Origin of the sequence: Pararcticibacter amylolyticus, from assembly GCF_003130405.1 — a bacterium.
GTDB lineage: Bacteria > Bacteroidota > Bacteroidia > Sphingobacteriales > Sphingobacteriaceae > Arcticibacter > Arcticibacter amylolyticus.
Genome location: NZ_QEAS01000021.1, coordinates 1,563 through 26,516, shown reverse-complemented (window position 1 = coordinate 26,516; position 24,954 = coordinate 1,563). Strand labels below are relative to the sequence as shown.

22 protein-coding genes are annotated in these 24,954 nt (G+C 44.6%); 12 read left to right on the top strand and 10 right to left on the bottom strand.

What is annotated here, in order from left to right:
• From rpsG to rpsJ, 3 genes are all read left to right on the top strand, one after another.
• A partial coding sequence (gene rpsG, locus DDR33_RS20800; protein ID WP_202913805.1) for a 30S ribosomal protein S7 occupies positions 1 to 446 on the top strand: 446 nt, incomplete at its 5' end.
• Between the two features lie 102 nt (positions 447 to 548).
• Complete coding sequence (gene fusA / locus DDR33_RS20795; protein WP_109417734.1) at positions 549 to 2,654, top strand: elongation factor G; 2,106 nt, start codon at positions 549 to 551, stop codon at positions 2,652 to 2,654.
• A 149-nt stretch (positions 2,655 to 2,803) separates the two neighbouring features.
• Positions 2,804 to 3,109 carry a 30S ribosomal protein S10 gene (gene rpsJ / locus DDR33_RS20790; protein ID WP_040627320.1) on the top strand — a complete coding sequence of 102 codons (306 nt, stop codon included), beginning with the start codon at positions 2,804 to 2,806 and terminating at the stop codon, positions 3,107 to 3,109.
• Between the two features lie 81 nt (positions 3,110 to 3,190).
• Here rpsJ and DDR33_RS20785 read toward each other — a convergent pair whose 3' ends face one another.
• Positions 3,191 to 3,838: a hypothetical protein gene (locus tag DDR33_RS20785; RefSeq protein WP_109417733.1), complete on the bottom strand. Its 648-nt coding sequence runs from the start codon at positions 3,836 to 3,838 to the stop codon at positions 3,191 to 3,193.
• Positions 3,839 to 3,951: 113 nt separating this feature from the next.
• Between DDR33_RS20785 and DDR33_RS20780 the strand changes: the two genes are divergently transcribed.
• Positions 3,952 to 5,208 (top strand): prephenate dehydrogenase, encoded by a 1,257-nt coding sequence (locus DDR33_RS20780; RefSeq protein WP_109417732.1) that lies wholly within the window; start codon positions 3,952 to 3,954, stop codon positions 5,206 to 5,208.
• Between the two features lie 69 nt (positions 5,209 to 5,277).
• Here DDR33_RS20780 and DDR33_RS20775 read toward each other — a convergent pair whose 3' ends face one another.
• Positions 5,278 to 6,027 (bottom strand): YgaP-like transmembrane domain, encoded by a 750-nt coding sequence (locus DDR33_RS20775; protein WP_109417731.1) that lies wholly within the window; start codon positions 6,025 to 6,027, stop codon positions 5,278 to 5,280.
• A 123-nt stretch (positions 6,028 to 6,150) separates the two neighbouring features.
• Between DDR33_RS20775 and DDR33_RS20770 the strand changes: the two genes are divergently transcribed.
• The 6 genes from DDR33_RS20770 to DDR33_RS20745 all read left to right on the top strand — a co-directional run bounded on the left by DDR33_RS20770 (position 6,151) and on the right by DDR33_RS20745 (position 15,009).
• A complete protein-coding gene (locus DDR33_RS20770; RefSeq protein ID WP_109417730.1) occupies positions 6,151 to 7,470 on the top strand; it encodes a PQQ-dependent sugar dehydrogenase in 1,320 nt (439 codons plus the stop codon).
• Between the two features lie 28 nt (positions 7,471 to 7,498).
• Positions 7,499 to 9,565, top strand: a complete 2,067-nt coding sequence (locus tag DDR33_RS20765; protein ID WP_109417729.1) for a TonB-dependent receptor — start codon at positions 7,499 to 7,501, stop codon at positions 9,563 to 9,565.
• Between the two features lie 126 nt (positions 9,566 to 9,691).
• Complete coding sequence (locus DDR33_RS20760) at positions 9,692 to 11,521, top strand: sensor histidine kinase (RefSeq protein ID WP_109417728.1); 1,830 nt, start codon at positions 9,692 to 9,694, stop codon at positions 11,519 to 11,521.
• Between the two features lie 32 nt (positions 11,522 to 11,553).
• Positions 11,554 to 13,146 carry an ArnT family glycosyltransferase gene (locus DDR33_RS20755; RefSeq protein ID WP_146198819.1) on the top strand — a complete coding sequence of 531 codons (1,593 nt, stop codon included), beginning with the start codon at positions 11,554 to 11,556 and terminating at the stop codon, positions 13,144 to 13,146.
• On the top strand, positions 13,143 to 14,099 hold the full coding sequence (locus DDR33_RS20750; protein WP_109417726.1) for a glycosyltransferase family 2 protein: 957 nt from the start codon (positions 13,143 to 13,145) through the stop codon (positions 14,097 to 14,099). Before DDR33_RS20755 ends, DDR33_RS20750 begins: the two co-directional genes overlap by 4 nt.
• Positions 14,068 to 15,009: a lysylphosphatidylglycerol synthase transmembrane domain-containing protein gene (locus DDR33_RS20745; RefSeq protein ID WP_109417725.1), complete on the top strand. Its 942-nt coding sequence runs from the start codon at positions 14,068 to 14,070 to the stop codon at positions 15,007 to 15,009. The genes DDR33_RS20750 and DDR33_RS20745 overlap by 32 nt, the downstream gene beginning before the upstream one ends.
• On the opposite strand, the gene DDR33_RS20740 is transcribed toward DDR33_RS20745, so the two are convergent.
• Positions 14,981 to 15,934, bottom strand: a complete 954-nt coding sequence (locus DDR33_RS20740; RefSeq protein WP_109417724.1) for a GDP-mannose 4,6-dehydratase — start codon at positions 15,932 to 15,934, stop codon at positions 14,981 to 14,983. The two genes, DDR33_RS20745 and DDR33_RS20740, sit on opposite strands and share 29 nt — an antisense overlap.
• A gap of 189 nt (positions 15,935 to 16,123) precedes the next feature.
• Here DDR33_RS20740 and DDR33_RS20735 point away from each other — a divergent pair, with 189 nt between their 5' ends.
• Positions 16,124 to 16,825, top strand: a complete 702-nt coding sequence (locus tag DDR33_RS20735) for an SDR family NAD(P)-dependent oxidoreductase (RefSeq protein WP_109417723.1) — start codon at positions 16,124 to 16,126, stop codon at positions 16,823 to 16,825.
• 186 nt (positions 16,826 to 17,011) lie between these two features.
• On the opposite strand, the gene DDR33_RS20730 is transcribed toward DDR33_RS20735, so the two are convergent.
• Together DDR33_RS20730 and DDR33_RS20725 are read right to left on the bottom strand one after the other, a co-directional pair.
• A complete protein-coding gene (locus DDR33_RS20730) occupies positions 17,012 to 18,418 on the bottom strand; it encodes an NAD(P)(+) transhydrogenase (Re/Si-specific) subunit beta (protein ID WP_109417722.1) in 1,407 nt (468 codons plus the stop codon).
• 64 nt (positions 18,419 to 18,482) lie between these two features.
• Complete coding sequence (locus DDR33_RS20725; RefSeq protein WP_109417721.1) at positions 18,483 to 18,797, bottom strand: NAD(P) transhydrogenase subunit alpha; 315 nt, start codon at positions 18,795 to 18,797, stop codon at positions 18,483 to 18,485.
• Between the two features lie 381 nt (positions 18,798 to 19,178).
• Here DDR33_RS20725 and DDR33_RS20720 point away from each other — a divergent pair, with 381 nt between their 5' ends.
• Positions 19,179 to 19,568: a hypothetical protein gene (locus DDR33_RS20720; RefSeq protein ID WP_146198818.1), complete on the top strand. Its 390-nt coding sequence runs from the start codon at positions 19,179 to 19,181 to the stop codon at positions 19,566 to 19,568.
• 63 nt (positions 19,569 to 19,631) lie between these two features.
• Here the strand turns inward: DDR33_RS20720 and DDR33_RS20715 are convergent, their stop codons facing one another.
• From DDR33_RS20715 to DDR33_RS20695, 5 genes are all read right to left on the bottom strand, one after another.
• Positions 19,632 to 20,447: an enoyl-ACP reductase FabI gene (locus DDR33_RS20715; protein ID WP_109417719.1), complete on the bottom strand. Its 816-nt coding sequence runs from the start codon at positions 20,445 to 20,447 to the stop codon at positions 19,632 to 19,634.
• 73 nt (positions 20,448 to 20,520) lie between these two features.
• Complete coding sequence (gene recN, locus DDR33_RS20710) at positions 20,521 to 22,185, bottom strand: DNA repair protein RecN (RefSeq protein WP_109417718.1); 1,665 nt, start codon at positions 22,183 to 22,185, stop codon at positions 20,521 to 20,523.
• Positions 22,186 to 22,343: 158 nt separating this feature from the next.
• On the bottom strand, positions 22,344 to 23,249 hold the full coding sequence (gene porD / locus DDR33_RS20705; protein WP_109417798.1) for a type IX secretion system protein PorD: 906 nt from the start codon (positions 23,247 to 23,249) through the stop codon (positions 22,344 to 22,346).
• Positions 23,246 to 24,442, bottom strand: coding sequence for a bifunctional phosphopantothenoylcysteine decarboxylase/phosphopantothenate--cysteine ligase CoaBC (coaBC, locus tag DDR33_RS20700; RefSeq protein ID WP_202913804.1), 1,197 nt, complete (start codon positions 24,440 to 24,442; stop codon positions 23,246 to 23,248). Before coaBC ends, porD begins: the two co-directional genes overlap by 4 nt.
• 202 nt (positions 24,443 to 24,644) lie before the next feature.
• The coding region (locus DDR33_RS20695; protein ID WP_238387883.1) for a DNA-directed RNA polymerase subunit omega at positions 24,645 to 24,954 on the bottom strand (310 nt) is incomplete at its 5' end.

The window sequence follows — 24,954 nt, the reverse complement described above, 5'->3', positions numbered from 1 at the left end:
AGAGAATTATCCTGCCTGATCCGAAATTCAATGACGTGATGGTAACCCGTTTCGTGAACAACATGATGTATGACGGAAAGAAATCTATTGCTTATTCAATTTTCTATGATGCTGTAGAACTTGTTGAAAAGAGAACCAGTGAAAGCGGTCTTGAAGCATGGAAGAAAGCATTGAACAACGTAATGCCTGCTGTTGAAGTTAAATCACGCCGTGTAGGTGGTGCAAACTTCCAGGTACCTACGGAAGTTCGTCCTGAGCGTAAGATTGCTTTGGGTATGAAATGGTTAATCCTGTATGCCCGTCGTCGTGGTGAAAAGACTATGATGGAGAAGCTTGCTGCTGAGATTATTTCTGCTTCTAAAGGTGAAGGTGCCGCAGTGAAGAAGAAAGAAGATACTCATAAGATGGCTGAAGCAAATAAAGCATTTTCACACTTCCGTTTCTAACAGTTAGATTATGCTGAGTTAAAAAGGATTACACTGATATCGGCAAGATGGAAGATCAGTGTAATCCTTTTTTTTAGCGGCGAATCAGAATTATAAATTATAATGGCAAGAGATTTAAAATATACAAGAAATATTGGTATTGCAGCTCACATTGATGCTGGAAAGACCACTACTACCGAGCGTATTTTGTACTATGCGGGAGTAAGCCATAAGATCGGAGAAGTACACGAAGGTGCTGCTACTATGGACTGGATGGCTCAGGAGCAGGAGCGCGGTATTACTATCACCTCAGCTGCTACTACCGTTTTCTGGAATTACAGGAATGACAAATACCAGGTAAACGTTATTGATACCCCCGGACACGTTGACTTTACTGTAGAGGTAAACCGTTCGCTGCGGGTACTCGACGGGCTGGTATTCCTCTTTTCAGCTGTAGATGGTGTAGAGCCCCAGTCTGAAACAAACTGGCGTCTTGCAAACAACTATAACGTATCCCGTATCGGTTTCGTAAACAAGATGGACCGTTCAGGTGCAGACTTCCTCAAAGTTGTTAAGCAGGTAAGAGAAATGCTTGGTTCTAACGCTATTCCTTTGCAGCTGCCTATCGGAGCTGAAGATTCATTCAAAGGGGTGGTAGACCTGGTAAATTTCCGTGGTATTGTATGGAATGAGCATGATAAGGGAATGACTTTCACTGAAGTGCCGATTCCTGACGATATGCTGGAAGAAGCTACTGAATGGAGAGAAAAACTTCTTGAAGCAGTTGCTGAGTTTGACGATACGCTGATGGAGAAGTTCTTTGATGATCCTACTCAAATCACTGAGCGCGAAGTTTTGGATGCTCTTCGTCAGGCGACACTTGCAGGCAAGATCGTTCCTATGACTTGTGGTTCTTCTTTCAAGAACAAAGGTGTGCAAACTATGCTTGATTATGTGATGGAATTACTTCCTTCACCTCTTGATCAGGAAGCTATTAAAGGTACAAACCCTGATACTGAGGAGGAAGTTATTCGTCATCCTGATGTTAAAGAGCCTTTTGCTGCTCTTGCATTTAAGATTGCAACCGATCCTTTTGTGGGCCGTCTTTGTTTCATCCGTGTTTATTCCGGAAATCTTGAAGCTGGTTCTTATGTTTATAACACCCGCTCTGAAAACAAGGAACGTATTTCACGTATCTTCCAGATGCATGCCAACAAGCAGAATCCTATTCCTAATGTAGGAGCAGGTGATATTGCTGCGGTAGTAGGATTTAAAGATATCAGAACAGGTGATACTCTTTGTGATGAAAAGGCACCTATCGTTCTTGAATCGATGAAGTTCCCTGAGCCGGTTATCGGTCTTGCTATCGAGCCTAAAACTCAGGCTGACGTTGATAAGCTTGGTCTTGCTCTTGGTAAGCTTGCAGAAGAGGATCCAACTTTCCGTGTAAAGACAGATGAAGATACAGGTCAAACCGTGATTGAAGGTATGGGTGAGCTTCACCTTGATATCATCATGGACCGTCTGAAACGTGAATTTAAGGTTGAAGTAAACCAGGGTGCACCTCAGGTAGCTTATAAAGAAGCGATCACCGGAACTGTTCAGCACCGTGAGACTTATAAGAAACAAACTGGTGGCCGCGGTAAATTTGCCGATATCCAGGTTGTTATTTCTCCGGTTGATGAAGGTAAGTCTGGTCTTCAGTTCGAGAATGAAATCGTGGGTGGTTCTATTCCACGTGAGTACATTCCTTCTGTTCAGAAAGGTTTTGACGCAGCCATGGCAAATGGTGTTTTAGCGGGCTACCCGGTAACTGACATGAAAGTACGTCTTATCGACGGATCTTTCCACCCGGTTGACTCTGACTCATTATCATTTGAAATTGCAGCCCGTGCAGCCTTCCGCGAAGCTTTACCAAAGGCTAAGCCAGTGCTGATGGAGCCGATCATGAAAATTGAAGTATTAACTCCTGAAGAAAACATGGGTGACGTAATGGGAGACCTTAACCGTCGTCGTGGTCAGCTTCAGGGCATGGATACCCGTGCAGGATCGCAGGTAATCAAGGCAATGGTTCCCCTGTCTGAAATGTTCGGTTATGTAACTCAGTTACGTACTATCACTTCAGGTCGTGCTACTTCTACAATGGAGTTTGATCACTACGAGCCAGCTCCTAGGAACGTGCAGGAAGAAGTAATTGCAAAGTCAAAGGGAAAGTCTTCTAACTCTTAATTGAGTTAAAAGCTTTACTTAAAATTAAAAAATCATAAGCAGGAAGCAGGGCAGACGGTGTAAACCGGAAGCGGGTTTCCTGCCTTTACAAAGAAAAACACCAGTGTAATTAATAGCTCTTACAACGGTGTCTTAAATAAAAAACAAAAATGAGCCAAAGAATCAGAATCAAGTTAAAGTCTTACGATTACAATCTGGTTGATAAGTCAGCAGAGAAGATCGTTAAAACGGTAAAACCTACCGGTGCAGTAGTAAGTGGTCCTATTCCTCTGCCAACAGAGAAGAAGATCTTTACTGTTCTTCGTTCACCTCACGTAAACAAGAAAGCCCGTGAGCAGTTCCAGTTATGTTCTTACAAAAGACTTCTGGATATCTATAGTTCAAATTCGAAGACTGTAGATGCGCTGATGAAGCTTGAATTGCCAAGTGGTGTTGAAGTTGAAATCAAGGTGTAACAGCCAGGACTTTTTGAAAAAGATAAAGCCCGTTGAGTTTCTAACTTAACGGGCTTTTTTTATGGCGGTTGCCGGCTTTTTTTATTTTCCGTTCGTCAGGTCGTCGAGTTTATTCCTTTCATCCTGTAACTCGCGGGCAAGCTTTTTTTCTCTTTCATTCGCTTTACTTTTATAGGTCTGGAATTCTGCCGAAAGTTCTTCAAAGAGTTTGATCCTGTAGGCTGCTTCCCGCCTGTTCTTTCCTGACAGGAAGAGGACAATCGCCAGGGCTAATGCCAGTACGAGAACAATTCCCCACATGATTGAATTATACAGGGTCTTGTTTATTTTCATTCCGAGAAGTGATATGCTGTCGATCATTTCCTGCGACTGATCGAGACTTTCCTGGTTTTTTGAAAGGCTGTCTCTCATCGCGCTTACAGATTCTGCTGAAGAAGAGATCCTTTTTTCTGCCTCTATACGTCTTTTTTTCTCTGCCCTTAAGGAATCCATTGAGTTTTTCCAAAGTGTGGTAAGCCGGTATGGATTGATCAGTTTATAACCATCCTGCGTCCTGGATCTCATTAGCATCTCCTGATACTGTCCCTGCAGGGACGGATCAGCAGGCGGGCCAGCCGGTGTTCTGCTGAGTGTAGCATTTTTTCTGGCTGTACTGTCCTGGGCGAACAGGTAACCACTTGAAGTCGTCGTTATCAGAGTAATCAATGAAATCAAAAAGTATCGCTTCATAAGAGTAAATTAGGTCCTCATCGAAACAAGTATAAGAATTATCTTTTAAAAATTAAGATTTCAAAAAAAGCCGGAAGATTGTTGCTGTTGAAATCAATCTATATCTTTACGATATGAACATAGGCATTATCGGGCTTGGAGATATGGGATCCTTATGTGCCCGTAAATGGGCCCAGAAGGGCTATACTGTATATGGATGTGATCTGCCCCAGCGTTATGAATCGTTGCTGAACCTGTTTGAAGGGACGTCTGTCACGATCCTTCCCTCGGCAAGGGCAGTGGCCAGGAAAGCTGATTTTTTATTATACTCAGTGGAAGCGGCTAATATTGAGCAGGTAGTGGCTGCTACTGCGGATTCGGTGAAGTATGGGGCTATTGTGGCCGGACAGACTTCCGTGAAGTATCCGGAGATAGCAGCTTTCGAAAAGCATCTGCCCGACGATGTTTTTATTGTGACCTGCCATTCCCTTCATGGGCCAGCATTTTCTACAGAAGGGCAGAAGCTGGTAGTAGTGCCTCACAGGGCGACCGATGAGATTTACAGAAAAGCTATGGATGTTTATGAAGCCCTGGAGTCGGAGATTATAGAAGTAGAAAGCTTCGAGCATCATGACAGGATCATGGCGGATACACAGGCAGTTACCCACATGGGTTTTGAAAGTATGGGCACTGCCTGGAAGAATGCCGGAGTTTACCCCTGGGACCACGGCGCTTATTCTAATGGTATTGATAATGTAAAAATCCTTACTACCTTAAGAATATTCAGTTATAAGGCTCACGTCTATGCCGGGCTCGCCATAATGAACCCGTTTGCAAGAAAGCAGGTGAGGCAATATGCCAGGTCGGAATCAGAGTTATTTAAGATGATGATTTGCGAGCAGGAAGATGCTTTCAGGGCACGGATAAAGGCCGCAAGCGAATTTGTATTTCATGGAGAACGGAACTTCATCACTCTTGATCATGATGTTATGAAGGACTTTAAAATGGCTGAAGAGTCGGGTGAATACATGCCAAATTCTCATCTCAGTATATTTGCGATGGTGGATACATGGTACCGGCTTAAGGTAAACCCTTATGAGAACCTGATCTGCCAGACTCCGCCGTTCAGGTTGCGGCTGGGAATTGCAGAATACCTTTTTAAAAATGAAGCACTGCTGGAAGAAAGTATTGTGACTGCTTTATACGATAAGAGTATCAGAGCAGATGACCTGGAGTTTCATTCTGCTGTACGGGAGTGGGCATCCATTATTGAATACGGTGATATGGACGGTTATCTAGCGCATTTTAACCAGGTAAAGGACTTCTTTGCCGACAGGCTCCAGGAAGGAGCCCGGCAGAGTGCCAGACTTATAGAGAAACTGACACCATAAAAAGCCACACGGCAGTTTCCCGCCGCATGGCAGAGAGCGCGAGAGCGCTCTGTATGTCGGAGAATAGACTTAAACCGCTGCCTCCGGAGAAGCAGTGCTATTTTCCGGAATTTCGCCTGCTTCGATGTACTGCTTAAAGTTGAGCACATCTTCCAGAATAAGTTTTTCTACGAATGGGTTAAGAAGTCTGGCGATACCTGTTCCAATGGTGCCTGCAGGAGCACGATAAGTGAACACGACCTGTACTTCAGTACCATGACCGTTGGCTGCATCATTGAACTCCACCTTTCCGGCGTGGTCAATTATTGCATTATCAACAGATTGCCACCCTATGAAATATCCTTCTTTTTCTTTTACGATCTCCGCGTTCCAGCTTATCGCAGGAAAATTGTCTGAAAACTTTGCTTTCCACAGCCATAAGTTGTCTTCTTTTTTCTCGACCTTCTCAAGATGACGCATAAAGAGCGGCAGATTTTCCAGGCTACGCCAGAAATGAAATACCACTGCACGAGGTCTGTTTACCGTAAACTGCTGCCTGATATTAATTGCTTCACTCCTGGCACTGTTTTTTCCTGCAGCAGCATAAGCCGCACAGTGCCCGGATACGGCTCTCACCAATAACGCTCCTCCTGCTACCAACTTTGAAGCCGCAGTAAAAGGCTTTTTTGTAATTTGAGTTATTCCGTTGTATAACAGGACAGTTCCTGCCAGTAATGAGAACATTCTTTCTGCTTTATTAATGTTGACAGATCCTGTATGAGAACCGTATAAAGGCCCTGTCTTTCCTTCTTCCCTTAGCTCTGGATATACTAATGCCATGACGTCATATTTATGATAAGAACGCTGAATGGTACTGCAGAGTTTGATGTTTAACGAAAAAAGTAAAACCGCAAGGATAACGATACGTTTGATTACTAGCTTTTTAATTAAAATGGTTTTCTTATGAATATACTGAAGGATCTTTCTTTATGCACAGTGTTTCTTTTACTTTTTTCCTGTAATTTTTCTAACCGCACTAAGACTGCAGACCAGCAGGCCGATTCTGTCAGCCTTGATTCTACCGGGGCAGAGCTCCCTCAGCCGGGCAAATCTTCAACCAATTACAGTAAAGTAAAAGGCTGGCCCGAAGGAAAGACTCCTGTTGCGCCGTCTGGATTTACAGTAACCAAGTTTGCCGATGGCCTTAGTAACCCCAGGTCTATCTATGTTGGGCCTAACGGGGATGTATTTGTCGCAATGGCCAATACAGAGGCTAAGGGCACTGCAAAGGCAAAAGCTATAGTCTCCGGGAAAGCCAAATCGCAAAACCTGGGAGAGAGCTCTAATTCCATCGTGTTGTTCAGGGACACCAATAAGGATGGAAAGCCAGATGTGACAGAGATATTTCTCACAGGTTTGAATCAACCATTCGGTATGCTTATCGCGGGGGATTCATTTTATGTTGCCAATACCGACGGACTCATGGCGTTTCCTTATAAAGCCGGACAGACGAAGATTTCGGGCAAGGGAAGGAAAATACTTGACTTGCCAGCAGGAGGGTACAATAATCATTGGACCAGGAATCTTATTGCTAACGCGAACCATTCCAAAATTTATATTTCAGTTGGGTCGGGCAGCAATGTAGCCGAGAATGGAATTGAGAATGAAACGCGGCGTGCCTGTATCCTGGAGATCAACAGGGACGGTTCGGGAGAACGGATCTATGCTTCCGGGCTGCGCAACCCGGTAGGAATGGACTGGAATCCTGAAAGCGAAAGATTGTGGACTGCCGTCAATGAACGGGACGGACTTGGCGACGACCTGGTACCCGACTATATCACCAGTGTAAAAGAGGGCGGTTTTTATGGATGGCCCTATTCTTATTATGGGCAGCATGAAGATCCGAGGCTCAAAGGAGAGAGACCTGACCTGGTAAAAAAAGCACTGGTTCCTGATTTCCAGGTTGGGTCGCATACGGCCTCCCTGGGGCTGGCTTTCTATGACGGGAAATCCTTTCCTGAGAAGTACCGTAACGGGGCTTTCATCGGGCAGCATGGATCGTGGAATCATTCGCAGCTGGTGGGATATAAAGTTACCTTTGTTCCGTTTAAAAACGGGAAGCCCTCCGGCAGGATGGAGGACTTTCTCACCGGGTTTATTGCAGATAAGGAAAAAAGCGACGTCTACGGAAGGCCTGTCAGTGTAGCTGTTTTGCCCGACGGATCCCTTCTGGTTTCTGACGACGCAGCCAATACGCTCTGGAAAGTCAGTTACGGAGGTTAATTTAAGCGCGATATTTTAAATTAGCTGAATGTTAAAAAAAAGCGCATTAACAACACTTTTCATATTTGCTGTTCTTGCATCGAATGCCCGTCAGCCAGTTGATTCTGTGCAGATGCTCAGGCCGGTAACGATCCAGGGCTATTTCGGGAGCCAGCCGGCTCTCACCCTGCCATCATCGGTCAGCGTAATAACCCGGAATGACCTTCAGGCACAGCAGCCTTATTCTATGGTGCCTGCGCTGAATGCTGTTCCAGGGGTCAGGATGGAGGAACGCTCGCCTGGCAGTTACCGCCTGTCTATCAGGGGAAGCCTTTTGAGATCCCCTTTCGGTATCCGGAATGTGAAAATCTATATGGACGACTTCATTCTGACTGATGCAGGAGGAAATACCTATCTCGGTTCTGTGGATGCCGAAGGCGTGGGCGGCCTGGAAATATTAAAAGGGCCGGAAGCCAGCGTTTTTGGCGCCAATACAGGAGGAGTGATGCTGATCCATACCAAAACGGGTAGCCGTGACTCTTCCCATATCCGTGCTGGAATAACAGGTGGGGCTTATGGCCTGCTATATCAAAAGGCTTCCCTTTATCAGAAAAGAAAGAATGGTGATATCAGCATCAGTGAAGCCTGGCAACGTTCTGACGGATACAGAGACAATAGCGCTATGCGGCGTAATTATATTCACGTAGCACCTTCCTTATCCTATTCTGCGGGAGCCAGGTTAAAAGCTTTGATCCTGTATTCCGACATGGATTACAGAACCCCCGGAGGGCTTACTGAAAGTCAGCTGAAAGAAAATCCCAGGGCTGCCAGACCGGCCACTGCCGTTACACCGGGAGCAGAAGAGCAGAAGGCGGGGATCAGGAACCGGACCTTACTGACGGGCCTGGGCCACGAGCTGCGGTTCAATGACCGGCTCCGAAATGTTACTGCTGTCACCTATTCAAATACTGCTTTTAAAAACCCTTTCATCACAAACTATGAGGTCCGGAATGAAAATTCCATAGGTCTCAGAACCTATTTCGAATTAACATCGCGCGAAGCTTCGGTAAGACCCTGGAAGATACAGCTTGGTTATGAGGGACAGCATTCCGGTGCAGATATTTCGAACTACGGGAACAGGAGGGGACTCCGGGATACGATACAGGCAGCTGACGATCTGAGCACCAATCAAAAGTTTTTCTTCATCCATATGTCAGCAAACTTAAGCCCGGCGCTGCTGATGGAGATAGCGGGCAGTTACAACTTTTATAATTACCGTTATTCCAATATCGCTCCTGTTGCTTCCGGCCCGTACCGAAGAACATTTGATAACGAGATGATGCCTCGTATTGCCTTTTCTTATCTTCTGCATCCCGATGTTGCCATCAGGGTATCTGCAAGCAGGGGGTATTCGCCCCCGACCATTGCCGAAGTCAGGGCATCCGACAATGTGATCAATACCAGCCTGGACGCCGAATCGGGATGGCAATATGAGGCAGGGATACGACTGTCGCTGTTTCACAACCGGGTGTATTGGGATGGGGTAGTTTTTAATTTCAACCTTAATGACGCGATTGTGAGGCGTCTGAGCCAGTCGGGAAATGAGTTTTTTCAGACAGCGGGGAGGACCCGTCAAAACGGGTTCGAATCACAATTCCTTGCCTGGTTGATTCCACCCCGGGAAACCGGTTTTTTCAGGGCGCTTCGCTTTTCGAACAGTTATACATTAAGTGCTTTTTACTTCCGTGACTACATAAGCGGAGAAGATAACTTCTCGGGAAACAGGTTGACCGGAGTGCCCCGCCATATGGTCGTTACTTCGATGAATTTCAGGTTTCCGGCGGGCTTAAGCCTTAACAGTCAGCATAGTTACTCATCCCGGGCACCGTTAAACGATGCTGGAACAGTTTATTCCGGAGAATATCATCTGGTCCAATTAAAAGCAGAATGGAGTCAAAAAAGAATGAAAAGTGCTTTTTTCTCTGCATTTTTGGGGCTGGATAATATCTTAAGCCAAAACTATAGCCTTGGGAATGATTTGAACGCTTTTGGCGGACGGTACTTTAACCCGGCACCTGTTGCAAACTTTTTTGCCGGTATTAATGTCAATTTTTAAAGTAATTTCCTGAAGGAAATCAGCAGATTAATTTTGTAAAGAATAATCAAATAAATAGGAATGTTATCTTTACATTTAATTATGTATTTATGGAGGCTTTTTTTCAAATAAATACCTAAACCAATTATGGAGCCGGTAGAGACAAACAAAACTGTCTGGGAAACTTTGATTGGTGGATTGCCCGACAAGTTATACAAAATAAGTTTAGAAGGGACATGTGTTCCGGTTCATCCGGGAACAAATCTCCAGCCCTCTGTTGCCGGACAAGACAGCTATAGAAATTTATCAGATTGGCTTGATGCTGAAATTGCATCTGCGATGATCAACCATGTCGCTAAGGCTGTCAATACAGGATTACCGGAAACATTTGAGTACAAGATTGAAGGTGAGCAGGGAAATTTCCTTTACTACGAAGCCAGGCTTGTTAAGCATAACGATCGTGAAGTACTTGCGATAGTAAGAGACATCAGCAATTCCGTCAGAAAAATACAGGACATAGAAGCCTGGAAGGAACTATACGAGGATATCATTGATCACGTCAATATGGATATTGCCGTTCTGGATGACCGGAGCAGGTATGTGGTGATCAATCGTTCGGCCCTGCACAGTCCCCATCTCAGGAAGTGGATCATAGGAAAGGATGATGCTGAATATAGCCAGATGAAAGGCAACGATCCTGAAATTGCTGAAGCGAGAATGAAAATGTATGGCCTGGCGGACCAGATTCAGGAGCCTGTCGAATGGATCGAGGAAATAGCAGATACAAACGGAAGTAAAAGGATCTTTGTCCGTACTGTTACCCCCTTCAGCAGTGGCTCAGGTAGTTATAAACTTGGCTACGGAGTAGATATAACAGCACTGAGGGTGGTGCAGGATCAGTTAAAACGGAGAGAACACCTCCTGGCATTCAGCCATAAATTAGCACGGATAGGATACTGGGTGTATTATCCCGAAGATTCCAGGCAGGAGTGGAGTGACGGAATTTATGATATTTTTGATCTTCCAAAAGAAATCAGGGGCCCCTCTCTTGAGAAGTTCTATAGTGTGATCCACCCCGAGGATCTTGAAAAAGTAAAAAGAAGCCGGGAAGATCAGTTAAAAAAGCTTACATCCTGGTCGCTGGAGTATCGCATTGTTACCGGCAACGGCACGGTGAAATATATCAAAGAGGAATCGTCTTCGGCAACGGGTGAACAGGAATATATTTTCGGAGTGATCCAGGATATGACTGAGATCAAACAGCATATACTGGAACGCGAGGAGTTACTCCGTGAGATTAACAATAAGTATACAGACCTGATGCAGTTTAATTATATCGTCTCTCATAATCTCCGTTCTCCAGTCGCTAATATTCTGGGCATGTCCTCTTTGTTCAGCATGGAACTTGCCGAGGATGAACGTAAACAGATATTCCAGTATATTTCAGAGTCGGCCGAGTCCATTGATGCGGTCATCAAAGATCTGAACCGTATTTTGTCGGTAAAATCTGTTTTAAATGAAAAGAAGGAGCCCCTATGCCTTTCAACGATAATAGATAAAGTTGCTAATGATCTTTTCTGGCCGATAAAGGAATCGGGAGCGGAAATTACTATGCAGATTGCCACAGAAGCAGATGCCATTTTCAGTATAAAAGGGTACATTCACAGTGTTTTTCATAACCTTATTTCTAATGCCTTGAAATACAAGTCGGATCTGCGCGTTCCCGAGATCAGGATAACAGCGGAAAAAGATGGTGAATATTGTCTGATAAGGGTATCTGATAATGGAATCGGGATCGACCTGGAAAAATATGGTAATCAGATATTCGGTTTGTACAAGCGGTTTACTATGGGGCCTGAAGGCCGGGGACTGGGGCTTCACATGACTAAGGCACAGATCGAATCCCTGGGAGGGAGCATTGATGTAGACAGCGAGGTAGGAAAGGGAACAACCTTTACCATTTCTCTTCCTCTTTAATATCAGGGCTTTTCTATCTTTGCATCTGATTTATGGAATCATTAGATAGATTTATAGAAGATCGACCCCGTATGGTCTTTTTTCTATTGCTGCTTATAGCGATCCCCGCATTCTTCACCAACCTTGGTTTGCTTCCTCTTTTTGCCGATGAGCCTACAAGGGCGAATGTGGCAATGGAAATGATATTAACAAAAAACTATTCGGTACCGACGATTGGAGGGGAGTACTACTATAATAAGCCTCCCCTGTATAACTGGATACTAGCCGGGCTCTATGCTCTCACCGGATCTTACTCTGAGTTTGTCACCCGGCTGCCTGCGGTGGTGCCGATGTTCCTGTTTGCGGTCACCATATTTTATGCGGTTGCATTCTTTATCCGCGATAAGCGGGTAGCGCTATTAAGCGGACTGGCTTTTTTAGTGAACGGGCGGATGCTGCTCTATGATTCGATGCTTGGCCATATCGATATCTTTTACTCCTGGCTCACGTTCATTTCGTTCATGTCTATCTTCTATTTCTTCCGGAAGAAGCAATGGTTCCTGCTTTTTTTTGTTTCCTATCTTATTACCGCTGTTACTTTTCTGAGCAAAGGACTCCCCTCTATTGTTTTTCAGGGCATGACCATCATTGCGCTGCTTCTCTATACACGCAATTTCAGGAGGTTCTTCAGCTGGCAGCATATACTAAGCGGTATTATCTGCCTTCTCATAATAGGGGCTTACTTTTTTAATTATTATCATCATAATCCCGATCTTAAAGAGTATTTCCATGTGATCTGGGATCAAAGCAGCCAGCGTACGATAGCCAGATCGGGTTTCATCCATAGCTTCGGGCATCTGTTCACCTTTCCTTTCGAACATCTTGTCCATCTGCTTCCTGTGAGCCTGCTGGTGATATTTTGCCTGAACAAAAAGTTCCTGAAGAACGTGCGGGAGGATGAGTTCATCAAGTACATCAGTGTGGTATTTCTGGCCAATATCTGGGTATACTGGCTTTCGCCGGAGACGAGGCCCCGTTATTTGCTGATGCTTTACCCCCTGCTCTTCATTGTGCTGAGCAATGGGTATTATATGTTCCGTGAGCAGTATCCGCGTTTAAACACAATTTTCAATAAGGTCCTGCTGATGCTGGCTGTGCTCGTAACCCTGGCTGTGCCTTCTGTATTTTTTATAAAGTTTCCTCAGCCGGTCAGTTTCGTTATGCTGAAGGTACTGGTGTTGCTGGCAGCATGTGGCTTTTTTACTTTTCTGATCTACAGCCTCCGCCAGAATAAAATTGTGCCCTTTATAGCATTGCTGCTGATGGTAAGGCTGGCGTTCAGCTGGTTTGTATTGCCGTCGCGCCTGGCGAAGGCTGAACATATGAGGACAGTTTCTATTGATATGGCGGAGCAAAGCAAGGGCAGTCCCTTCTTTCTCTATCAATATCATCCGGAAGTACTGAGTTTGCCTTATCACCATAAGATAATTTATTATCTGCAGCGTACTAAAAAGCAGCAGGTAAGATTTACCGAGGAGGACACAAAACAAGGTTATTATCTTACCTTTGACCGGGATTTACAAAATCCGCGGGCAGTTCTGGTGAAAACCTATGAAGATAACTTAAAATTATACAGAGTTCAATGAGAGATCTTTCAGTAGTCATAACAGTACTTAACGAAAAAGAGAATATAGCACCGTTGCTGGCCGAGATCAGGTTTGCACTGGAGGGGCTGAATTATGAAGTAGTATTCGTAGATGACGGTTCGTCTGACGGGACTCAGAAGGAAATCCGGGAAAATGCAGATGAACATGTGGTGCTGGTAGAACTTCGCCGCAATTACGGACAAAGTACTGCAATGACCGCTGGTATAGAACATTCGACAGGACGATATATTGCTTTACTTGACGGTGATCTTCAGAATGACCCATCCGATATTCCCATGATGCTGGAGAAGCTTCTGGACGAAGACTGGGATGTGGTGGCTGGCAACCGCAAAGACAGGCAGGACGGAATGTTCCTGAGAAAGATTCCGTCAAAGATCGCCAATGCCCTCATCCGCAGGATGACCGGGGTTTATATCCGGGATTATGGTTGTACACTGAAGGTCTTCAAAAGAGAGATCGCAGAAGACCTCGGAATATATGGGGAATTACACCGGTTTATCCCTGTACTGGCGAAGCTGCAAGGGGCCAATATCACGCAAGTGGACGTAAAGCATCATGCAAGGAAATTTGGAAAGTCGAAATATGGGTTGAACCGTACATTTAAAGTGATGGCAGACCTGATCACCATGGTGTTTTTCAGGAAGTATATTCAGAAACCCATGCACCTCTTCGGATCACTCGGGTTTATTTCATTCGGATTGGGCGCCCTTATCAATTTTTACCTGCTGATTTTAAAGGTTCTGGGACACGACATCTGGGGAAAGCCACTCCTGATCCTCGGACTTATTCTGTTGCTGGGAGGAATTCAGCTGATCACTATCGGTATACTAGCCGAAATTAGCATCAGGAACTATTTTGAGGGCACCAACAGAAAAACGTACCAGGTTAGAAGAATTTATAATGAACAAAAAGAAACTGTGGAACATCAGTAAAATAGCGGTTAAAATTGTTATTACATCGCTGCTGATCTGGTATGTGTTTCAAAAAATTGATTTTAATAAGGTAAAGGAACTCTTTCTTACCAGTGATGCCTCCTTTATACTCCTGGCATTTGTGCTGTATTGCACTTCCCAGGTCGTATCCTCCTGGCGTCTGCGCACTTTTCTTGAAAATATAGATTTGAAGCTTCCATTCTGGTTCAATTTCAGGCTCTATTTACTGGGGATGTTTTATAACGTCTTTCTCCCCGGTGGAATAGGTGGGGATGGGTATAAGATCTACCTGCTGAGAAGGAAGTTCAAACTTCCGACAAAAAGGCTGCTACTGGCTTTGTTCTTCGACAGGCTGAGCGGGTTATGGGCCATCGGGTTTATTGCCGTATGCCTCATCATCTTTATTCCGAAGATTGATATTCCGGCTACATGGCCTGTTACCGCCTTACTCACTGGAACGCTGGTATACTATCTTATACTCAGGAGATTTTTCAGAGAGTATTCACGTCAGTTTGTGATCAGCCACTGCAAAGCGGGTATGGCGCAGTCGCTGCAGGTGCTCGCTGTTATCTGTATTCTCCTGGCACAGGACTTCGACGGGAAGTTTGCTCCATATCTTTTCAGCTTTCTGCTTTCATCCATTATCGGGATCATCAACGTAGGAATAGCTGGTCTCGGTGTGAAGGATGTATTTATGGCACATGCAGCAGATGTTTTTGACATTTCGGCCGACCTGGCTGTTTTAATCAGCCTAACGTTCTGGCTTATTTCTGTCCTTGCCGCCTTGCCGGGAGTATGGTTCGTTTACCGTTCAAAGGAATTCGAACCCATGCCGGATGAAGAAGAAATTAAAAATGTGGAAGACGACCTGGATCCCGGTTCTATTGAATCGCATCTGAAGATGCCTTAAACCACTCGTAAAATTGGTTTAGACCTTCCCGGAGAGAAGTGGAGGGCCGATAGTTTAACAGCTTTTGAGCCTTTCCAATATCGGCATAAGTACGCGGGACATCACCGGGTTGCTCAGGGAGCCTGTTGATAATTGCATCTTTGCCGCACGTCTGTTCTATCGCCCTGATCAGCTCAGTGAGGGTAACGGTATTACTGTTCCCCAGATTGAGAATCTCAAAGTCCGAAGCTTCATAATTAATAGCTGCCAAAATACCTTTGACCGTATCTCCGACGAACGTGTAGTCGCGGCTTGTTGAACCATCGCCGTACACGGGAATCGCTTTGCCCTTGATAATATGATGGAAAAACTTATGTATTGCGAGATCGGGCCGTTGTCCGGGGCCATATACGGTAAAAAAACGAAGCGCCAGAAAACGAATTCCATACAGGTGACTGTAAACATGTCCGAGCATCTCCGCCGAAAGTTTGGTAGATGCGTACGGGCTGATTGGCAGTAACTTTTCATCTTCATGCCATGGCACGTTGGGGTTTACACCATACACGCTGCTTGAAGAGGCAAAAACAAATTGCTTTATATCCCTTTCCTTTGCAAATTCCAGGAGATTTTGCGTGCCCCCCACATTGACATCCTGGTATAAAACGGGATCTTTAATACTGGGTCTTACCCCGGCTTTCGCCGCCAGATGAACGATCACTTCGACGTCTCCTGCTTTTTGCAGGTCGGCGGTGTTCCTGATATCACCATGCAACAAGGTGAAATAAGGGTGGTTACGGAAGGGCAGAATATTTAGATCTTTTTGGGCAAGGGGATAAAATTCATCGAAGTTATCGATGGCTGTCACTCTGAAATTATTCTGAAGTAAAACCCTGATCAGGTTACTCCCTATAAATCCAGCCCCGCCTGTTACCAGAATGTGTCTCATTTATGAAATATAAACAGGCGACAAAGCTACAGTTTCCCAGAAAGTTTTTGTCGGTCGCAGGTACTTTTTTTATGGTACGCTATTCTTTTTCTAACTTAGCAAAAGGTAGACGGCCTGATATTTTGCCTCTGTAGGAGCAGGGCGCAGAGTGGGCTACTTTAACTTGTAAATCTAAAAGCATATAGTGAGATGAAGATTTTAATAACAGGCGCGAGCAGCGGTGTAGGATTTGAGGCAGTACTTGAACTGATCCTGAACAATCAGAACGAGGTGATTGCCCTGGCACGGTCGGAGGATAAACTCCGCAGGCTGTATGAGATTGCAATCAGTTTGAATCCTGACTGTAAACTTTTTCCTGCCAAATTTGATATCGTCCATGACGATTATGCCTCCCTGATAGAATTTGTGAAACTGCGTACCGGCAGTATTGACGTGCTGATCAATAATGCGGGGGCCTTGATTAATAAACCATTTGAATCGCTGACACAGCTTGATTTTGCAGAGATGCTGCAAAGTAATCTGCTTGGCCACGTCAAAATGATCCAGCATATGATGCCCCTTCTCAATGAAAATGCTCATGTGGTGAATATAGGCAGCATGGGAGGATTCAGCGGGAGTGCGAAATTTCCCGGACTTGCCGCTTATTCTGCCAGTAAAGCAGCACTCCATACCCTTACTGAATGCCTGGCTGCCGAGTACAGCTCTTCTTCTATTCATTTCAACTGTCTGGCTTTAGGATCAGCACAAACGGAAATGCTGGAGAAAGCTTTTCCTGATTACCAGTCACCCGTAATGGCTTTTGAAATGGGGAAGTTTATTGCAGACTTTGCCCTCACCGGGCATAAGTTTTTCAACGGGAAGATTCTACCCGTTGCGGTAACAAACCCATAAGGAAGCAGATGGCTGATGCTTGGGTAATCCCCGATCACGGGAATGATTCTATCATACATAAACAATAAAGAGAAGCCTGGGCTCCTCTTTATTGTTTAAGATCACATCCGGCATCCTGGCGGCAAATACATTCTTATAATTGCTGCCTGTTTTAGTTTTATTCATCTAAAGACATCGTAAAATCAGTTACATCTGCTTCAGTTCGGAAACCAGTTTAGTGATCACATTCTTAGCGTCGCCAAACAACATAGACGTTTTTGTATTATAGAATAATAAATTGTCGATTCCCGCGTAACCGGCATTCATGGATCTCTTATTGATGATGATATTTCTCGCGTTTTCGGCTTCCAGGATGGGCATCCCGAAGATAGGGGAGGCCGGATCTGATTTTGCAGCAGGATTTACCACGTCGTTGGCTCCAACCACAAAGACCACGTCTGTATTTGGGAACTCAGGATTGATGTCGTCCATCTCACTTAATTTGTCATAATCCACGCTCGCTTCTGCCAGTAGTACATTCATGTGGCCCGGCATTCTTCCGGCTACCGGGTGTATGGCATATTTTACTTCCACACCATGATCTTCAAGAATCGTTTGCAATTCGTGAATAGCATGCTGGGCCTGTGCTACTGCTAGTCCATAGCCCGGAACGATGGTCACCTTTTTAGAATAATTCATCAGGGCAGCCGTATCAGAAACAGATATATCTCTTATGGTACCTTTTTCGCTTACCGAACTTCCGGAAGCGGTAGTACCAAAGGCTCCGAAGATAACCTGCATGATCGGCCGGTTCATCGCCTTGCACATCACAACCGTTAATAAGGTCCCCGCAGACCCAACCAGAATGCCTCCTGTCAGCATCACATGATTATCATACAGGAAGCCTCCGAATGCTGCGGCAACCCCTGTGAACGAGTTAAGAAGCGATATCACAACCGGCATATCGGCACCGCCTATTGGCAATACCAGCATAACTCCGTATAAAAGGGCAATGGCCAGGAGGGCATAAATGGTGATCGGACTGGCAGAATAGAACAAGAGGATACTGATGCCTGCTACTACCGAAAGGATCAGCAGGTTGATATAATTGTATCGGGGAAGTCTGACAGGCTTGTCTAAAACGCCATTTAGTTTAAAAAAGGCTATAATACTTCCGGCAAAAGAGACACTTCCAATCACTAAACCCGAAATAATGCAGATCAGGGTCCCGGAGTGGCCCTGGCTCCCTCCGGGAGGTACATGATCAAAAGGAAAGAGATGCTGGAACTCAATCAGGGAAATAAGGGCTGCACAGGCGCCTCCCATGCCATTGAACATAGATACCAGTTCGGGGATCTTTGTCATCTGTACGCGGCGGGCTGTCGTCCAGCCGATGATTGTTCCGATGATAATGGCAAGCAGAATGAGTACATAGACAATGTTGCCAACTTCCCCTTCGTGAAGAAGGATGGTACCGGCGATGGCAAGTATCATCCCTGCCGCGCTAAGAAGATTGCCTTTTCTTGCGGTCTTTGCGTTGCCCATCATCTTCAGGCCAATAATAAATAAAACGGAGGCAATAATATATAGAATTGATAATATGTGCTGGTTCATAATTTTATATGAATAAGGTTAAACAAATAATATGTCGGCACGATACTCCGGCAGATCAGGTTAATTACTTCTTTTTAAACATCTCAAGCATCCGGTCTGTCACCACAAATCCCCCCACCACATTCAATGTGCCGAGCAGGACGGCGAAAAAGCCGAGGGTGAGTGAGAGATAATCATTCGCAGCTGTGTTGAGCATAACAAAAATCGCCCCTACAATCACGACCCCATGAATAGCATTAGCTCCGCTCATAAGTGGTGTATGCAGAATAGTGGGCACACCTCCAATTACTTCAATGCCAACGAAGATACTTAGGATCACAAAGTAGAGCATTTGCTCATTCTCTCCTAAAAGGGCTAAAAAATTTCCAATTTGTTCCATGTTTATATATTAGTAGTTTATCTGGTTTGCGGTTTAGATAATTGGTGAACACTGTTTGAAGGAACATTTTCATTGGTTTAGCAGGTGTAGTATAGTCATTATTCGTCTGTCCCGGAGGCGCAAAAGCAGTCTGAGGGAAGTGAAAAATTAGCCGGTCTGTTTTAAGCCGGAGCCCGTTGAAAACGGATGATCTCACATCGAAAAATTTATCTATTGCTAAAATAACGCTATTCCAACGTTATATCAAAGTGAAAATGCGATATTATTTCACCGGCAGCCAAAAATGGATTGTAAAAAGTTGCTGACAATCCTGGTGTGCCGAAACGTGGATGCAACCATTGCCCGCGATTCTCGTCTATACAATAAGAAACACACACAGACATGAAGAAATTGTTTACTCTAATGCTCCCTGTTATACTGCTGATGACAGCTTGCGAGCAAAATCACTACGTCGTTCCCAACCGTACTATTGTAACAGACGTGAACAGGTGGACCACTACAGATAGGGGACTAAGTTATGTTGCCCGGATATCGGTTCCCGAACTTGATCATTATATCATGGAAACGGGTGCGGTGCTGGTATACATTTCCTTTAACGGCGGAAGAACTTATGAACAGGTACCCGAAGTTTACCGGGGATATTCTTATAGATGGGAGAAAGCAGCCGGTGAAATATCGATCACTTGCGAAGACTCGGATGGGATTACACCTTTTGATCCTCCCTCTTCAGTTATGACTGTGAAGATCGTTTTGATAGATTCGGATTATTAGGATGGGGGATCAGCAAAAAAAGGCGCTTTAGGGCGCCTTTTTTTTATGGAAACAAGATTAATATTATTTAAGTCCGAATTTATGCATGATTTCTGTGCTCACACCTGTTGAAGAATATCCTCCGTCGTGGAACAGGTTTTGCATTGTAACCATACGGGTCAGGTCAGAAAACAAAGTGATACAGTAATCAGCACATGATTCAGCATCTGCATTACCTAGTGGCGACATCGCATCCGCGTAATCAAAAAAGTCTGAAAATCCCTTAATTCCTGTACCTGCCGTCGTTTTAGTTGGAGATTGTGAAACGGTATTGATCCTTACTTTTTTCTCTATGCCGTAATGATAGCCGAAGCTTCTCGCAATAGATTCAAGCATCGCCTTTATATCCGCCATATCAGTATAGAACGGATAAGTTCTTTGAGCGGCCATGTATGTAAGGGCAACAACACTTCCCCATTCACTGATCGCATCCAGCTTTTTCGCCACGCTCAGCATTTTATGAAAAGAAAGTGCTGAAATATCAACACCCTTCAGAAAGTATTCGTAGTTCGATTCAGCGTAAGGAATTGTTTTACGCATGTTAACGCTCATCCCGATGGAGTGTAATACGAAGTCGATCTTACCTCCTAACACTTCCTGGGACTTAGTAAACAAATCAGTCAAGTCTTCTACACTGGTGGCGTCAGCGGGTATAATCTGAGAATTCGTTTTTTCGGCCAGGGCATTCATTTCGCCCATTCGCATGGCAACAGGGGCATTTGTCAAAACAAATGCGGCGCCTTCTTCATGCGCTTTTTCAGCCACTTTCCAGGCGATAGAGTTCTCGTTCAAGGCGCCTGTAATGATGCCGCGTTTTCCTTTTAATAAATTATAAGCCATGTAGTAATAATTTGGCCGCTAAAATAAGTAAAGTTTCTGATTTGAGGATCAGTGATTTTTCTTTCCTGGCGCTTTAATTTCCGTTTAAAAGTTGCCGGGCGTTCTGAAGTGCAAACTCCCCGGGGTTTTCGCCGCTCAGCATCTTCGCGATCTCGGTAACCCTTGCTTCTTCGGATAAACGCGTGATATTTGTATGGGTAACGTCCTGTTTTTCGTCTTTATAAACGAAATAGTGCGCTTCTCCCTTCGCTGCAATCTGAGGAAGATGCGTGATCGTGATCACCTGCATCCCTTCTGCAAGCTTTTCCATAATACGTCCTACCTTCCAGGCTACCTCACCGGAGATGCCGGTATCAATTTCGTCGAAAATAATAGTCGGCAATGCAATATGCCGGGAGATAAGAGACTTAATACTTAACATCAGACGCGACAGCTCGCCCCCTGAGGCCACCTTGTTCATCGGAGCAGGTGTCTGTCCCTTATTAGCAGAAAACAGGAACTGGATCTTATTACGGCCATAAAGGTTCAGCGAATCCTCGTCCAGCAGCATGTTCTCAATTTTCAATACAGCATTTGGCATTCCAATCTCTGCCAGGATTTCCTTTATCTTTTTCTCTATATCTGGAATCACCTCATTGCGGCTGGCCGAAAGAGTGTCAGACAGAACAACCAGTTCTGCCTTAAGCCTTGAACTCTCTGCTTTTAGCTTCTCCAGTTCCTCTTCTGAGAAAGCTATAGAGTGAAGTTTATCTGAAAGTTCAGTTTGGATAGCCAGAAGTTCCTGGACTGAAGTTACCCGGTGTTTCTTTTGAAGGTTGTAAATAATATTAAGCCGCTCATTTATTTCCGCTGAACGGGCTTCGTCGATGAGCGTGTTCTGTTCAATTGATTCAATCTCATCTGCAATATCTCTTAATTCTATCAGAGAACTGTTGATCCGGGATGACAGCTCGCTTGTGGCGGGAAGGAACTTTTCAATATGCTGAAGCTGCTGAAGGGCCTCCTTCAGGCTGATCACCACGGCGTGGTCATGGTCATTCAGCAGATAAACCGCAGCAAGAAGGTTCCTTTTAATCTCTTCTGCATGGTTGAGTGTTGTCAGCTCCGTTTCCAGCTTTTCCTGTTCATCTTCTGCAAGAACAGCCTGTTCAAGTTCATTATACTGAAACTGAAAATAATCGATGTCGTTTTTCGCCTGCCGGCTTTGTTCTTCCAGCTCTTTGAGCCTGGCGGTAATCTTTTTATATTGAGAGTAGTTCTCCTGGTAACCTTTCAGAAGGATTTCATTAGCGGCCAGAGAATCAACCACCAGCAGCTGAAACCTCTCATCGTTAATCTCCATTGTCGCATGCTGCGAATGAACGTCAATCAGGAGTTCTCCCAGTTCCCGAAGGATGGTAAGGTTTACTGGAGTGTCATTAATGAAAGCTCTTGATTTTCCGTCCGCAGAAATCTCTCTTCTAAGCAGGGTGTCATCCTCATAATCGAGATCCTTATCCTCAAAGAAGGTCTTAAGATTGTAGCCAGAGATCTTAAACTGGCCTTCAATCACACATTTCTTCTGTTGGTTAAAGAAATAACGGCTTTCTGCCCTTTGCCCCAGAAGAAGGGACAAAGCTCCCAGGATAATAGATTTCCCGGCACCTGTTTCTCCTGTTACAATATTGAGCTGTTCAGAAAAGGATATATCAAGGTCTTCAATAAGAGCGTAATTTCGGATTATGAGACGGCCCAGCATAGATTCCTGATTGTTTAACTTAAATATAATGTCCAATTGCTGTATCCAGGCATGTACAAGATCCTAAGATCTCAGGCCGGTACAAAGGTTCAATTATAACAATATCGGCGTTAAATCACGAATCAATTCGATAATTTATCCCTTCATCTCAGCATGGATCAATTCTGCTGCTTGCGCAGCAAATCATACTTGCCGATGTTGGCAGGGTCGGCAGCGCTTAAGATATTGTAGGCTGACATTCTTTCAGTAGGACTGGCCGAACCGATAATATTTACCAGTTCATCAGCTTTGGCTGTAAAAAACATCTGGCCAAGCATCGAGCCCTGACGTTGTTTGTCGATTTTTTGCAGCTGGGGCAGGAGAGTGATGATCTGTTTACGTCCTTTATTCTTGTTCTCAAACATCACATCCAATCCGTTGCGATGATAGTCATACAATACCAGCCTTACAGGATCGTAAGCCTTATTAGTAAGATTTTCGGCGAGCCAATACCGGTTCCTCATTCCTTCAAACGCTTTCCATCCTGTAAATGAAGCGTTTTGTGCATTGTTCACCACCGTCTGTGCTTTGGCATAGTACGGGCTTCCGGAGAACTTTGCGAAGGTATCATAATCCATTCCCGTAATAATGTACGCATAATAGGCGAGAAGCGACGTGAGGTTGGTAGTGAACAACTGATCGGAATAATCAAGCGGCTGTCCCTCCGTATACGTAAAGCTAAAGTCCTTATCACTTAAATTCAGGATGGTCGAATTGTAAGTGGAACCATATACCGGCCGGCTCGACTGGATCTGTGCCTCCGCTTTGAAACTCGAAGACCCGTCCCATTCTGTTATATTAATGACAAAGCTGCAATCGATACGCTCCTGGCTTTGAACAATATCGGCAGACCACTTTCTTCCATTCAGGAAATCCCTGATAGCTCCTTCAAGAACAGTTAACTGCCTTTTATTGGTGTTTTGCACCTGAGGAGATAAAATCTGAACCCTGGCATTCAGATCTTGCGCCGATGCCGTTATTACTGCAAAAAACAGCAGGATAAATACAAAACCTCTTTTTCTCATATCAATTCTATTATCTTGCGGCATATATCTTTTGCTACAGCCTCTTTTGTTTTTAAAGGAAAATGTGTGACGTTAAGGCTTTTGTCGATAATTGTCACCTTATTCGTATCGGTTCCGAAGCCTGCTCCCTTGTCATTCATTGAATTAAGAACAATGAAGTCTAGATTTTTCTTCCTGAGTTTTTTTATAGCATTGGCTTCTTCATCATTTGTTTCGAGGGCAAACCCCACCAGGATCTGACCTGCCTGTTTCGAGCTCCCTGCTTTTGCCAGGATATCCGTGGTTTTAACCAGTTCAAGGTTAAAATCTGCCGGGTCTTTTTTTATTTTTTCTGCTGAAACAATTGCAGGTTTGTAATCTGCCACAGCCGCACTCATGACGGTGATATCGCTGGCCGGGAAGCTTTTCTCCACTGCGTTTAACATCTCGTCGGATGACATAACCGGTATCCGCGTAATCCCCTTGTTCCGGGTGCTAAGGTGCGAAGGTCCGCTTATCAGCGTAACTTCTGCTCCCAGTCCAGCAAGTTCTTCCGCAATAGCAAAGCCCATTTTTCCGGAAGAATGGTTCCCGATAAAACGAACAGGATCTATTGCTTCATAGGTTGGGCCAGCCGTTACTATCGCTTTCTTTCCCCTCAAAAGCTGATCACTGCTAAACGTATGTTCTATAAATGAGAATATCTCCTCCGGTTCGGCCATTCTGCCTTCTCCGGTTAGGCCGCTGGCAAGTTCTCCGTACCCGGGTTTTATCTGGATGTTCCCGTATTCCTCAATTAAACGAACATTCCGCTGAGTTGATGGATGCTTCCACATGTCAAGATCCATGGCGGGAGCAAAATAAACGGGACATTTAGCCGAAAGATAAGTGGCTGTCAGGAGATTATCGCATAAGCCGTATGCTAGTTTAGCAATAGTATTAGCAGTTGCAGGAGCAATCAGGAAAGCATCGGCCCACAGGCCCAGCTCAACATGGCTGTTCCATTCGCCGGTATCTTCTTTATAATAAGTGCTGTAAACTGGATTTTTAGAGAGGGTAGATAATGTAAGGGGAGTTATAAACCGGGTAGCCTCATGAGTCATGATTACTTTGACGTTTGCGCCAGCTTTCACCAGTAAACGAGTTAAAGTAGCAGATTTGTAACTGGCTATACTGCCACAAACGCCTAGTAATATCTTTTTTCCTTCAATCATAATTACACAAAGTCTAAAAATATAAAGCTTTTAGCTTTATGCCTTCAGCCTGCAGTTTTTACCTTATACGGCTATCAGACATTGAAGGTTCAAACTTAGATAAAAATGTTATATGTGCAATTTTACAGAAACGGCATATACAACATTTTTAGCTCTTCATCTGCCTATTTGAAGGAATTCCGGCAGATGAAGAGCTGTATAATTATCCTTGCTCCTTTGATGGATTACGGAAGTATACTTTGTTGTTTAAGAACTCATCAATAGCGATAAGCGTAGGCTTTGGCATGCGCTCATAATGCTTTGATATCTCGATTTGCTCGCGGTTCTCGAATACTTCCTCCAGGTTATCATTAGAAGAAGCAAACTCAGAGAGCTTACTGTGTAACTCTTCTTTAATATTGTTGGATATCTGATTTGCGCGCTTGGCAACCACTACCAGAGATTCATAAAGATTATCAGTGCTTTTATCCAGCTGACGTAAATCGCGGGTAACTGTAGTTGAAGGGATAGAG

Coding starts and splice junctions, on each gene's coding strand:
- DDR33_RS20730 (WP_109417722.1), bottom strand. CDS start 18,418: ATGAACCAGCACATATTATCAATTCTATATATTATTGCCTCCGTTTTA.
- DDR33_RS20765 (WP_109417729.1), top strand. CDS start 7,499: ATGTTAAAAAAAAGCGCATTAACAACACTTTTCATATTTGCTGTTCTT.
- DDR33_RS20735 (WP_109417723.1), top strand. CDS start 16,124: ATGAAGATTTTAATAACAGGCGCGAGCAGCGGTGTAGGATTTGAGGCA.
- DDR33_RS20725 (WP_109417721.1), bottom strand. CDS start 18,797: ATGGAACAAATTGGAAATTTTTTAGCCCTTTTAGGAGAGAATGAGCAA.
- DDR33_RS20715 (WP_109417719.1), bottom strand. CDS start 20,447: ATGGCTTATAATTTATTAAAAGGAAAACGCGGCATCATTACAGGCGCC.
- coaBC (WP_202913804.1), bottom strand. CDS start 24,442: ATGATTGAAGGAAAAAAGATATTACTAGGCGTTTGTGGCAGTATAGCC.
- fusA (WP_109417734.1), top strand. CDS start 549: ATGGCAAGAGATTTAAAATATACAAGAAATATTGGTATTGCAGCTCAC.
- DDR33_RS20780 (WP_109417732.1), top strand. CDS start 3,952: ATGAACATAGGCATTATCGGGCTTGGAGATATGGGATCCTTATGTGCC.
- rpsJ (WP_040627320.1), top strand. CDS start 2,804: ATGAGCCAAAGAATCAGAATCAAGTTAAAGTCTTACGATTACAATCTG.
- DDR33_RS20755 (WP_146198819.1), top strand. CDS start 11,554: ATGGAATCATTAGATAGATTTATAGAAGATCGACCCCGTATGGTCTTT.
- DDR33_RS20775 (WP_109417731.1), bottom strand. CDS start 6,027: ATGGCATTAGTATATCCAGAGCTAAGGGAAGAAGGAAAGACAGGGCCT.
- recN (WP_109417718.1), bottom strand. CDS start 22,185: ATGCTGGGCCGTCTCATAATCCGAAATTACGCTCTTATTGAAGACCTT.
- DDR33_RS20750 (WP_109417726.1), top strand. CDS start 13,143: ATGAGAGATCTTTCAGTAGTCATAACAGTACTTAACGAAAAAGAGAAT.
- DDR33_RS20785 (WP_109417733.1), bottom strand. CDS start 3,838: ATGAAGCGATACTTTTTGATTTCATTGATTACTCTGATAACGACGACT.
- DDR33_RS20740 (WP_109417724.1), bottom strand. CDS start 15,934: ATGAGACACATTCTGGTAACAGGCGGGGCTGGATTTATAGGGAGTAAC.
- porD (WP_109417798.1), bottom strand. CDS start 23,249: ATGAGAAAAAGAGGTTTTGTATTTATCCTGCTGTTTTTTGCAGTAATA.
- DDR33_RS20760 (WP_109417728.1), top strand. CDS start 9,692: ATGGAGCCGGTAGAGACAAACAAAACTGTCTGGGAAACTTTGATTGGT.
- DDR33_RS20720 (WP_146198818.1), top strand. CDS start 19,179: ATGAAGAAATTGTTTACTCTAATGCTCCCTGTTATACTGCTGATGACA.
- DDR33_RS20770 (WP_109417730.1), top strand. CDS start 6,151: ATGAATATACTGAAGGATCTTTCTTTATGCACAGTGTTTCTTTTACTT.
- DDR33_RS20745 (WP_109417725.1), top strand. CDS start 14,068: ATGAACAAAAAGAAACTGTGGAACATCAGTAAAATAGCGGTTAAAATT.